The sequence below is a fragment of the Nocardiopsis changdeensis genome (genome assembly GCF_018316655.1).
Classification (GTDB): domain Bacteria; phylum Actinomycetota; class Actinomycetes; order Streptosporangiales; family Streptosporangiaceae; genus Nocardiopsis; species Nocardiopsis changdeensis.
In genome coordinates this window covers 2,313,712-2,324,895 of the sequence record NZ_CP074133.1, presented here as the reverse complement: position 1 = coordinate 2,324,895, position 11,184 = coordinate 2,313,712, and the positions used below count along the sequence as shown (strand labels likewise).

The 11,184-nt window shown below is 73.6% G+C and carries 10 protein-coding genes, 1 tRNA gene and 1 pseudogene; 7 read left to right on the top strand and 5 right to left on the bottom strand.

What is annotated here, in order from left to right:
- Positions 1 to 34 precede the first annotated feature (34 nt).
- Together KGD84_RS10635 and KGD84_RS10630 are read left to right on the top strand one after the other, a co-directional pair.
- Complete coding sequence (locus KGD84_RS10635) at positions 35 to 769, top strand: alpha/beta fold hydrolase (RefSeq protein WP_220560108.1); 735 nt, start codon at positions 35 to 37, stop codon at positions 767 to 769.
- Between the two features lie 331 nt (positions 770 to 1,100).
- A complete protein-coding gene (locus KGD84_RS10630; protein ID WP_220560106.1) occupies positions 1,101 to 3,539 on the top strand; it encodes a M14 family metallopeptidase in 2,439 nt (812 codons plus the stop codon).
- 40 nt (positions 3,540 to 3,579) lie between these two features.
- Here the strand turns inward: KGD84_RS10630 and KGD84_RS10625 are convergent, their stop codons facing one another.
- A complete protein-coding gene (locus KGD84_RS10625) occupies positions 3,580 to 3,984 on the bottom strand; it encodes a VOC family protein (RefSeq protein WP_220560105.1) in 405 nt (134 codons plus the stop codon).
- 107 nt (positions 3,985 to 4,091) lie between these two features.
- Between KGD84_RS10625 and KGD84_RS33800 the strand changes: the two are divergent.
- The 3 genes and pseudogenes from KGD84_RS33800 to KGD84_RS10610 form a co-directional block, all read left to right on the top strand.
- Positions 4,092 to 4,688, top strand: a pseudogene (locus KGD84_RS33800) (PA2928 family protein); the annotation flags it as partial.
- Positions 4,689 to 4,792: 104 nt separating this feature from the next.
- Positions 4,793 to 5,589 (top strand): IS5 family transposase gene (locus KGD84_RS10615; protein ID WP_255647210.1). Its coding sequence is split into 2 segments (ribosomal slippage): positions 4,793 to 5,129 and positions 5,129 to 5,589, totalling 798 coding nucleotides; the frame shifts between segments, so codons are not numbered across the junction.
- An 80-nt stretch (positions 5,590 to 5,669) separates the two neighbouring features.
- A complete protein-coding gene (locus KGD84_RS10610; protein WP_220560103.1) occupies positions 5,670 to 6,161 on the top strand; it encodes a hypothetical protein in 492 nt (163 codons plus the stop codon).
- A gap of 365 nt (positions 6,162 to 6,526) precedes the next feature.
- Here KGD84_RS10610 and KGD84_RS10605 read toward each other — a convergent pair.
- The 4 genes from KGD84_RS10605 to KGD84_RS10590 form a co-directional block, all read right to left on the bottom strand.
- Positions 6,527 to 6,600: transfer RNA gene (locus tag KGD84_RS10605), tRNA-Val, on the bottom strand.
- Positions 6,601 to 6,664: 64 nt separating this feature from the next.
- Positions 6,665 to 7,123 carry a redoxin domain-containing protein gene (locus KGD84_RS10600; protein WP_220560102.1) on the bottom strand — a complete coding sequence of 153 codons (459 nt, stop codon included), beginning with the start codon at positions 7,121 to 7,123 and terminating at the stop codon, positions 6,665 to 6,667.
- 100 nt (positions 7,124 to 7,223) lie between these two features.
- The gene (locus KGD84_RS10595) at positions 7,224 to 7,649 is read right to left on the bottom strand and encodes a DUF3052 domain-containing protein (RefSeq protein ID WP_220560101.1); all 426 of its coding nucleotides are present in this window, start codon (positions 7,647 to 7,649) and stop codon (positions 7,224 to 7,226) included.
- Positions 7,650 to 7,825: 176 nt separating this feature from the next.
- Positions 7,826 to 8,236 carry a secondary thiamine-phosphate synthase enzyme YjbQ gene (locus KGD84_RS10590; RefSeq protein ID WP_220560100.1) on the bottom strand — a complete coding sequence of 137 codons (411 nt, stop codon included), beginning with the start codon at positions 8,234 to 8,236 and terminating at the stop codon, positions 7,826 to 7,828.
- Positions 8,237 to 8,365: 129 nt separating this feature from the next.
- Between KGD84_RS10590 and KGD84_RS10585 the strand changes: the two genes are divergently transcribed.
- Both KGD84_RS10585 and KGD84_RS10580 read left to right on the top strand, forming a co-directional pair.
- Complete coding sequence (locus tag KGD84_RS10585) at positions 8,366 to 10,018, top strand: alkaline phosphatase D family protein (protein WP_255646441.1); 1,653 nt, start codon at positions 8,366 to 8,368, stop codon at positions 10,016 to 10,018.
- 69 nt (positions 10,019 to 10,087) lie between these two features.
- Positions 10,088 to 11,155 (top strand): phosphotransferase family protein, encoded by a 1,068-nt coding sequence (locus tag KGD84_RS10580; RefSeq protein ID WP_220560097.1) that lies wholly within the window; start codon positions 10,088 to 10,090, stop codon positions 11,153 to 11,155.
- The last annotated feature ends 29 nt before the right edge of the window (positions 11,156 to 11,184 follow it).

The window sequence follows — 11,184 nt, the reverse complement described above, 5'->3', positions numbered from 1 at the left end:
GCCGGGAACGGCCCGCTCTCGAGGAGGATCCAGGATGTACGTGAGGACGTTCGGCCCGCCGGAAGCCCCGGCCGTGCTGCTCCTGCACGGCGGGGGCGTCGCCGGGTGGATGTGGGACCCGCTGCGGGAGCGGCTCGGGGACGGGCTGCGCCTGATCGTCCCCGACCTCCCGGGGCACGGCGGCAGCTCCGGCGAGCCGTACCGTTCGCACGATCGGACGGTACGGGAACTGGCCGGCCTCCTGGCGCGGGAGAACCCGGACGGCCCCGCGGCGGTCGTCGGCTTCTCCCTCGGCGCCCAGCTCGCGGTGCTCCTGGCCGCGTCCCGGGACGACCTCGTCGACCGGGCCGTGGTGGTGAGCGCGCAGGCGGTCCCCACCCCGTTCCCCGCGCTGACGGTGGGCCTGGTCGGAGCGACCGCGGGGCTCGCGCGCCGCAGGTGGTTCGCCCGCCTCCAGGCGAAGGAGCTGTTCGTCCCCGAGTCCCTGATGGAGGACTACGTCCGCACCTCGGCGGGGATCTCGCGCCGGACCCTGACGGCGGCCGTCGGCGAGAACATCCGCTTCACGGTGCCCGCGGGCTGGGCGGGGTTCCCCGGCCGGGCCCTGGTGCTCGCGGGGGAGCGGGAGCGCGGGCTCATGCTGGACTCCGCCCGTGTGCTCCACGGGGCGCTCCCCGGCAGCGGCCTCGCCGTCGTCGGAGAGTGCGGGCACGGCATCCCGCTCCAGCGGCCCGGATGGCTCGCGGAGCGGCTGCGGGCGTGGCTGTAGCCGCGCGGGGCGTCCGACCGCCGGACCCGAGGCCGTCCGCGGATTTTTCGCCTTACCGTCCTTGACGTCCCCCCGGAGTCGCGGAAGCCTCTGAGCGACAGCCGATTCGGGTGCACCACGGTGGCCGCGCCGTCCGCCCGGACGCCTCCCCCATGTCCCCCATCCCCCTTCCCCCGTTTGCGAACACGTCGACCCCCTCCGGTGTGAGTGCCGTCCCCGTGGTCCCGCGGCCGATCCCGTCGCGCCCGTCCGCCCCGCCCGAACGGCGGTGGCGCCACTTGCCGCGGACACCGGGCCATCCGCCCGCTCCGCGCCGAGCGAGAAGGACACCATGGGACACAGGACATGGAGCGGGCCGAGGCGCGCGGGGCGCGCCGGGCTCGCCGCAGGGGCGGCCGCCGCGCTGCTGCTGCCGACGGCGGTGCCCGCGTCGGCCGCACCCGGCGCGGCGGTTCCGCAGCTGGACGGGCCGTCGGTGGTGGAGGTCCTCCTGGACGGCCGCGACGACCTCGACCGACTCGTGGAGCTGGGCGGCGACATCGCCCGGCTGGACCCGGCGGACGGGGGCGGGTTCGTCGCCCAGACCGTGATCGGACCCTTCGACGCGGAGGTCTACGAGGAGGCCGGGTTCACCTTCGGCGAAGTCCTCTACACCGAGTCCGACGCGCAGGACCGCATCGACGAGCGGGAGGAGGCCATCGAGCGGCTGCAGGCCGAGAACGGACCCGCCGACACCCCGCGCGCGCTGTCCTCCACCGACCGGCTGGAGGTCCTGCGGGCGGACTACTTCGAGGGCCGCAACGGCGCCTTCCTGTCCGTGGAGGTGCGCTCCGACTTCGGGCAGGCCGAGGACTTCCGGCTGACCGTGGAACGCGACGCCGGGCCGGGCACCGAGTTCGGCGACGGCGGCACCCAGACGCTGGGCCGGTTCGTCGACGTCGGGGTGTACATGTACCACCGCGGCCAGGCCCAGGTGCAGGAGCGGCCGGACCGCATCCGGGTGACCGGACCCCACGGCGGCACCGCCGTCGCGGAGGTCACCGAATGGCTGCCCGACCCCCGCGGGCCCGGCGACCCGCTGCCCTACACCGACTTCCTCAACGCCTACATGACCCCGGGCGAACTCTACGACCGGATCCACCAGATCGCCGAGGAGTACCCGGACATCGCCGAGGTCATCGAGCTGCCCCACCGCACCAACGGCTACCGGCGCCACGCGCAGGCGATCCTCGGGGTGAGCGCCGACGGCCGGAACGCGGACCGCGGCGTCATCGTGGAGTCGCTCGCCTACGGGCACGAGGGCGGCAACGACCTCGTCGTGGACCTGGTCGACCCCGCCGCCCCCGACTCGGCGCTGTCGGTCGCCGTGGACGGGGACGAGATCACCGTCTCCCTGGCCAACGACGGCGGCGGCGCGGTCACCACGACCGCGGCGGAGGCGGTGGCGGCGATCAACGCCGGGGCCGGCGACCTGGTCCGGGCCTTCACCTACCGGGGCGATGCCGGCGCCGGGACCGTGCGGGCCGAACGCGTGCGGGCCGACGACTTCCTCAGCGCCCCCGAGGACGCCGTCCCCCGCGAACCGGCACCGGTCTACGCGCTGCGCATCGGCGCAACCCGGGACGGCTCCAAGACCGGTGTGCTGGGCTACGCCCAGGAGCACGCCCGCGAGTGGCAGACCCCGCTGGTGACCATCGAGACCGCCGAGCGGCTGGTGCGCAACTACGGCATCCACGACACGACCACCGAACTGGTGGACGAGCTGGACATCTTCCTGATGCCCTCGTTCAACCCCGACGGCGCGAACTACTCCTTCTACGACGTGCCGCTGCACCGCAAGAACATGACCAACTACTGCCCCACCGACGGGGCCCGCGACCAGTGGGCCGTGGAGCAGGGCGCGCAGTGGGGTGTGGACAACAACCGCAACTACGGCGCCTACACCCTGTGGGACGGCTACTCCGGGGCTTCCTTCAGCTGCACCAGTGGCAGCTTCGCCGGGCCCCGGGAGCTGGGTCCGCTGTCGCAGCCGGAGAACCGGAACCTGGTGTGGCTGGTCGACACCCACGACAACATCGACTTCTCCATGAACATCCACTCCTCCGGCGACTACTTCATGTGGTCCCCGGGCGCCTACATCGCCGAGGGGCGCGTTCCCACGCCCCGGCCGACCGCGATGCAGGAGGCGTACTTCTGGGAGTCGTCGGCGGACATCCTGGGCGCGATCAAGGAGCACCGCGGCACCGTGGTGACCCCGGCCCGCACCGGCCCGATCATCGACGTGCTGTACTCCGCGGCGGGCAACTCCGGCGACCACCTCTGGTACGAGAACGGGATCTTCGCCTGGAACTTCGAGCTGGGCCAGGCGGGCTTCCAGCCGCCGTGGGACGAGGCCCACGCCCAGGGCATGGAGTACGCCGACGGCCTGTACGCCATGCTCGGCGTGGCGCTGGAGTACCAGCGGGACCGGTACAGGCCGCGCTCCAGCGCCTCCCCCCGCGCGGGCGCGCACACCGGGCCCGTGGAGGTCGCCTTCGACACCAACGAACCCGCGGAGATCTACTACACGCTCGACGGCAGCCGCCCGGACTACGACTCCCCCCGGCTGAACCTGACGGGCGTGCGCGGCGGGCTGGAGACCCTGACCCTGGAGGAGACGACCACCGTCCACTGGTTCGCGGTGGACATCGCGGGCAACGTCGAGGGGGGCTACGACCCCGACGGCAACGCCCGCAACCACCGCCGCGGCACCTGGACCGTCACCGACTGACCCCGGGGCGGCCCGGGGACCCCTCCCCGGGCCGCCCGGCTCAGGCGAAGTCGGCCTCCGTCATCCCGGCGGGATGGCCGGGCGGCCACTGCACCAGCTCGATCCGGTGGCCGTCGGGATCGGTGAGCCAGGCGGTCCGCATCCCCCGCCCCAGGTCGGTCGGCGGCTCGGCCGCCACGCCCTTCGCGGCGAGGCGGGCGATGACGGCGTCCAGGTCCTCCACCTGCACGACGAGGTGGTTCACGGAGCCGGTGTCCCGGACCGGCCGGGCGGGGTCGTGCACGAGTTCGAGGCTGACGAACGGGTCGTCGGGCAGCCGGAGCATGGTCAGGGCGCCGAACTCCGTCCCGGGCACCCGGCCGACCTCCAGGTACCCGAGCGCGGTGTAGAAGGCGAGCGAGCGCTCCGGGTCGGTGACCCGCAGCCCCAGGTGCAGCATCCGCATACCGGCAGCCTAGCCGCCGGGGTGCCCCCGCAGCGGGACGGCCGTGCGGACCGCCTCCGTGCGCGTCTTCCGCCACCCCGGTCGTCGGGCCCGCGCGGCCGTCGCCCATGATGATCCGGTGCGTTGCGGCTGGAACCCCGCGAGGGCCCGCCCCTCCCGGAGGGGGTTCCCCTTCCTCGGAACGTGGAGGTTCGGCGATGAGCGATCGTGAACGGGCGACGACCGTGCCGTCATCCGCCGGCACGGCGGGCACCGGGACCGGGAAGGGGAAGGGGCGCCGCCGGTGGCCGGTCGCCGCCGTGTGGATCCTGGCCCCGCTGCTGTTCGCCACCGTGGTCGCCACGACCGTCGAGAAGACGCACGGTCCGGCCTTGACACGTCCGTCGAACGCGATCGCCACCGGTCAGACCGCCGACGGGCGCCGGGTCGCCGTCGTGGCGTACGAGACCGACACCTTCCCCAGCCTCGACCTCTTCCGGATCCGGTCGATCGGGTACAGCGTGCAGGCCACCGCGTTCGACCTCGACACCGGGGAGCGGCTGTGGGACACGATGCTGTCCAACGACCATCCCTCGGTCGGGGCCCAGGCCCTCGCGGTCGGCGGGGACCACGCCTATGTCCGCACCGACGACGGGCTCGTGATCCTCGACGCCGCCACCGGCGACATCGTCGCCCGTGACGACCGGATCCGCGGCCTGGGCGAGGACCGCGTCGCCTCGCTCACCTCCTACGCCTACGACCCGGAGTCGCGCCTGGTCGTACTGAGAGCTCATCTCATTTGGTTTCTCGGTAGCCTGCTCCTGTGTCGATGGTGGAACGGCTGGTGCCGGACGAGCTGTGGGAACTGTTCCAACGGGTGGTGCCCGAGGCGCCCACCCGCCCCCAGGGCGGTGGGCGGCGCAGACACGGTGACCGGCAGGTGCTGGCCGCGATCATCTTCGTGGCCACCAGCGGCTGTACCTGGGCTCAGCTCCCGCCGGTGTTCGGCCCCTCCGGGCCCACCGCGCATCGGCGCTTCACCGAGTGGACCCGGGCCCGGGTGTGGGCCAAGCTCCACCGCCTGGTCCTGGACGAGCTCGGCTCCCAAGGCGAGCTGGACTGGTCGCGGTGCGCGATCGACTCGGTGAACATGCGGGCCCTCAAAGGGGGGACCTGACGGGTCCGAATCCTGTCGACCGAGGCAAGAAGGGGTCGAAGATCCACCTGATCACCGACCGGCAGGGTTTGCCCCTGTCCATGGCTATCTCGGGGGCCAACACCCACGACAGCCAGGCGCTGCAGCCCCTGGTGGAAGGGATCGCTCCGATCCGCTCCCGTCGCGGACCCCGGCGGCGCAGACCGGGCAAGCTGCACGGCGACAAGGGCTACGACTACGCCCACCTGCGCCGCTGGCTCCGGCGCCGGGGGATCGTGCACCGTCTGGCCCGCCGGGGTGTGGAGTCCTCGCAGCGGTTGGGCAGACACCGGTGGCAGGTGGAACGCACCATGGCCTGGCTGGCCGGATGCCGCCGACTTCACCGCCGCTACGAGCGCAAGGCCGACCACTTCCTGGCCTTCGCCGGCATCGCCTGCACGCTGATCTGCTACCGCCGACTCACCAAATGAGATGAGCTCTGAAGGACGGGGACGGCACTGTCCTGGGCATACCGCTCGGCTCCGACGCGGCCGGTCCCGTGCCCCCGGCCGTGGCCCGCCGTTGGGAGGAGGACCTCGCCGCCACCGAACCCGACCTGTTCCTGTACTCCGAGACCATGGACGGCGCGACGAACCACGAGGCCCGGCTGCCCGGCCCCGAGCCCGAACCCGACCCGCTGACCGGCATCGTCCCGAAGAGCAACATGCTGTGGGCCTCCTGGGCGCCGGAGGACGCCTGGAGCGCGAACGTCGTCCTCGACCCCGCCACCGGGTACGCGGCGGGCTCCGAGTTCGGATTCGCCGTGTCCGAGGCGCACGACGGCGGCGGTTACACCTACCAGGTCGCCGATCTCACCACCGGCGAGGCCCGGGCGGGCCTCGAGATCCGGTCGGGTTCCGGGATCACAACGGTCACGGTCGACCCGGCCGGATACGTCGTCATGACGGTCCCGAACGAAGAGGGCCAGGGGCTCCTCGTCGTCGCCACGGCCGACTCGATCCGCGCGTCGGTGATCGGCGAGCGGGGATGGCTGGGAACATGACCGCCCCGGCGGCGAAGCCCCCCGAGCAGCCGACCACGACCCCGGGGCAAGGCCCCCTGTTGTCAGGGATCGCTACCCACCCCGCCGATCCGCACGGCCCCGACCGCAGGGGGTGCCTGGGGGGTTCGGGCCCTCGGGAGAAGCGACGAGACGACCCGTGAGGCGGCCGGAGGCCCCGAGCAGACGACCACGACCCACGAGGCACGGCCTCGCGTTGCAAGGGATCGCTCCCCCACCTCACCGATCCGCGCGGCCCCGGCCGGAGGGGGTGCCTCGGGGGATTCGGGGGTCTCCCCCCCCGGGAAAGACGAAGGACGACCCGGCGAGGCGGCCAGAGGCCCCCGAGCAGGGTCGTCCTGAGTGCGTGGGCGCGAAGGGACTCGAACCCCTGACCTATTGCTTGTAAGGCAATTGCTCTGACCAGCTGAGCTACGCGCCCTTGCGTCGCAGGCGATCATACCGCTTCGGGACGGCGGCCCGCGCGCCGTTTTCGGCGCCCCGGTTCATGCCAGGGCGCGCATCTGTTCGAGGTAGGCGTCCGTGTCGCGGGGCTCGGAGACCGGGACGAGCGTGCTCCAGCGGACGACGCCCGCGGCGTCGATGAGGAAGGTGGCGCGGCGGGCGGTCCCCCGGCCGTGGTCGAGGACGCCGTAGGCGTCGGCGACGGCCCCGTGCGGCCAGAAGTCCGACAGCAGCGCGAACGGGAACGCCTCCCGGTCCGACCAGGTCCGCAGGGCGAAGACCGAGTCCACCGAGATGGCCAGCACCGTGCCCAGTTCGGCGAGTTCGGCGTGGCGGGCGCTCAGCTCGGCGAGCTCGCCGGAGCACACGCCGGAGAACGCCAGCGGGTAGAACACCGCCAGGACCGGCCGACCGCGCAGCGCGGAGAGCGCGGTGTCCCGTCCGTACTGGTCCTGGAGGGTGAAGTCGGGGGCGGCGGCCCCCGGAACGATGTCCGTCATCTACTCGTTCGTTCGGTCGTGTGCGGGCGTCCGTCAGCGCCGCGCGCCCGTGGTCGGGACGCGCGGCACCGGATGCGTCACCCCGTACGGGTGATGTCCGTCACCGCTTGGGCACGACCAGGCGCGTTCCCGACCAGTCCGCTCCGACGCTCACCGCGCTGGTCTGGGACAGACCGGAGGTGGTGGCCGCCTCGGCGACGTCGTTGGGCGACACGTGCAGCTCACGGCCCGCCTTGGGGGTCAGGACCAGGATCGTGCCGCCGTCCGCGATGGTGGTCACCACGTCCACGAGGACGTCGGTCAGGTCGCCCTCCTCGTCGGACCGCCACCACAGCAGCGCCGCATCGACGTCGCCGTCGTAATCCTCGTCGACCAGCTCCTCACCGGTGAGCTCGGCGATGGATGCGCGCAGGCCCTCGTCGACGTCGTCGTCGAAGCCGAATTCCTGCACCACCTGACCCGGCTTGAATCCGAGTCGGTCAGCCAAGCCACGCTCGCTCTGTGCCTGGCCCGCGGTCGCGCTCACGAAAGTTCTCCTCCACAGATGGTTTTTCTCAATCTTGCCTGCACGAAGCAGTTGTCACAACGATGCCGGGCCTTTCCCCCGCCCGTCACGTGTGCCGCGACCATCGCTGATGGCCTAGTTCACACGCTAGCGGGCCCGTCCGTCAACGTGTTCCCGCCGACGGCCGGCCCCTCGGCTCACCCGGAGGAGAGGAAGGACAGCCGGACCGTGCGGTCGGGGTTGTCCACGTTGAGGTCGACCACCGCGATGGACTGCCATGTTCCCAGTCCGAGGCGGCCCGAGAACACCGGAACGGTGGTCTGCGGTGCGATGTAGGCCGGCATCACGTGCGACCTGCCGTGTCCCCGCGTCCCGTGCTCGTGCCGCCACCGGTCGTCGGCGGGGAGCAGGTCGTCGAGGTTGGCCAGGAGGTCGTCGTCGGAGCCCGCTCCGAGTTCGATGATCGCCACACCCGCGGTGGAGTGCGGCACGAAGACGTTGAGCAGGCCGTCGCCTCCGTGGTCGGCGACGAACTCGTCGCACTGGCGGGTGATGTCGGTGATGCTCTCCGATCCGCCGGTGTGCAACTCCAGGATCTGTGTCCGCATAGCGCCACCTTCGCGCAGGCGGGGCCGTCGTGCAACCATCCCGTTTTCGGCCTGTGGATGGCGATACGGTCCGGGAGGGGCCATACTCGTCCACTACGTGTGCCAACCCGCCCGAAACGAGGGAGAACGGTGACCGCCTCTTTACCGCTGGGACCCGTACTGCGGCATGTCGGCACGACCACCGCGACCGTGTGGGTGCAGACGTCCGCGCCCGGCCGGGTCCGGGTGGTGGCGGACGGCGGGGTGACGGCGGTCGCGGACACGTTCACCGTGCACGGCCACCACTTCGCGGTGTGCGAGGTCACGGGCCTGGAACCGGGTTCCGCGACGCCCTACGAGGTCTTCCTGGGCGAGGAGCGGGTGTGGCCGGAGCCGGGGTCGGCGTTCCCGCCGAGCACGCTGCGCACCCTCGACCCGGACGCCCCGACCCGGCTGCTGTACGGCTCGTGCCGCACCCCCACCGGCGACACCCCCGAGGGAGTGGTCCGCTACGGGCCGGACCTGCTGCGGGCGACGGCCCGGCGGCTGGCCGCGGAGCCGGTGGAGGGCAACCTGGTGATGCTGCTCATCGGCGACCAGGTGTACGCCGACGAGGTCCAGGAGCCGATGCGCGCGTTCCTGCGCGGGCGCCGGGGGGAGGACGGCGACGGTCCCGAGGACGAGGTCGTCCACTTCGACGAGTACGCCGAGCTGTACCGGCAGGCGTGGAGCGACCCGCAGGTGCGGTGGCTGCTGTCGACGGTGCCGGCCCTGATGGTGTTCGACGACCACGACATCCGCGACGACTGGAACACCTCGGCGGCCTGGCGGCGCACGATGGACGACCGTCCCTGGTGGCGCACCCGGATCACGTCGGGGCTGGGCGCCTACTGGGTCTACCAGCACCTGGGCAACCTCTCCCCCGCGGAGAGGGACAAGGACCCGCTGTGGGCGCAGGTGCGCGCCGCCCGGGTCGACGCCGGGGACGAGGTGGACGCGTTCGCGCTGCGGGCGTACGAGGAGCCGGAGTCCTACCGGTGGAGCCACCGCCACGACATCGGCGGGGTGCGGGTGCTGATGCTGGACACCCGGTGCGGCCGGGCCCTGGGCGAGGGCGACCCGTCGGACGGCTCCCGGTCCATCCTGGGGGCCTCGGGGCACGCCTGGCTGGACGAGCACCTGACCGGCGGGCCCGACCACGTGGTGGTGGCCTCCACGGTCCCGGTGCTGCTGCCCCCGGCGGTGCACCACCTGGAGTCCTGGAACGAGGCGGTGTGCGCGGGCGCCTGGGGCGGGTGGCTGCGCGGACCCGCCGAGCGGCTGCGCCAGGCCCTGGACCTCGAACACTGGGGGGCCTTCCGGTACTCGTTCGAGCGGCTGGCGGACACCGTGGGCCGGGTGGCGCGCGGCGAGCGCGGTCCGGCCCCGGCGTCGGTGCTGCTGCTCAGCGGCGACGTCCACTTCTCCTACACCGCACCGGCCCGGCACCGGGGCGTGGGGGAGGGCGGGTCGAGGATCCTCCAGCTGGTGTCCTCCCCGCTGTGCAACCGGCTGCCGTCGAACTTCCGCCGGATGGCGCGGCTGTCGGCGAGCGCGCCCGTGCACCTGGCGGGGCGGATCATGACGTGGCTGGCGCGGGTGCCGTCCTCGCCGCTGCGCTGGCGGCTTTCGTCGGGGCTCTACTTCGGCAACACCATCGGCGAGGTGTCCTTCGCGGGACGCACCGCGCAGGCCCGCTGGTACCACGTGGTCCAGGGCGGGCCCGACGCCCTGCCCGAGGTGCACTCCACCGTGGACGTGTGACCCGGGGGCGACCCGCGGCGCTTCCGGCCCGGCCCCGGCCCCGGGGCTTTCGACCACGAGAGGCCCCCTGTGCCCCCGCCCTCCCCCGCATGGACCGACCGGATCGACCGGCTCGCGCGCGCCGCCGAGGCCGGCGGACTGCGCTTCGCCTTCCACGCCCCGCCGCGGCGGCTGGGCGGCGGCTCCCAGGACGTATGGGCGTTCGACGACCTGTTCCTCGGCCCGGTCGTCCTGCGGGTGGCATGGGGCGGTGACCTCGGCCGGGCCGACCGGGAGGCGCTGGTCCTGCGACACCTGCCGGCGGAGGTGCCCCACCCGGAACCGCTGGGCCACGGCCGCGCGGCGGACGGCGGCCCTCCGCTGGCCTACTCGGTGACGCGGCGGCCGCCGGGCCGCCCGCTGCACGAGGCCTGGCCGTCCCTGGACACGGTCCGACGGCGCTCCGCGGTTCGGGGGTACGCCGCCGCCCTGCGCGCCCTGCACACCTGGTCGCCCCCGGCCGAGGTCGCCGCGGCGCTCGCCGCCCGCCCGGAGTCCTCCCCGGGCGGCCCGGCGCCGCCCGTCGGCGCGGACACCGTCCCGCTGCCGGTGGAGCGGGGCCTGGCCCTGGTGGACCACGCCCTGGAACTGCCGGGTGTCGACAGGGGCGTGCTGGCGGCCGCACGGGACATGGTCACCGCCCTGGCCGACGCGGCCCCGGTGGTGGACGATCCGGCCGCGCACGGCCCGGTGCACGGCTGCGCCCGCCCCGCGGACCTGTGGTGGCACGAGGGGGCGCTGACACTGCTGGGCTGGGAGCGGGTCCGGGCGGGCCCGCCCGACCTGGAGCTGCGGGCCCCGGTGGAGCGGGCCGACACCGCGGCGCTCGCCGGGGGACCGGAACGGCCCGAACTCCTGGAGGGGCTGGCCCTGCACTACCCGGAGCTGTTCGCGCACCCGCGGCTGGCCGACCGGCTGCGCCTGTACTCCCTGCTGCGGGCGGTGCGGCAGGTGGTGGTCCTGCGCCCGCGCGGCCCCTGGTCGGAGCTGCCCGCCGCCCACAGCGGCAACCGGCTGTGGCGGCTGGTCCGGGGGCGCTGGCCCGCGCCGGGGGTGCTGCCGCGGGGCGGGGCGGCGGGAGGCGGGACGGGACCGTGATCCGGAGCGGGCCGCGGGGTCGGGGCGGC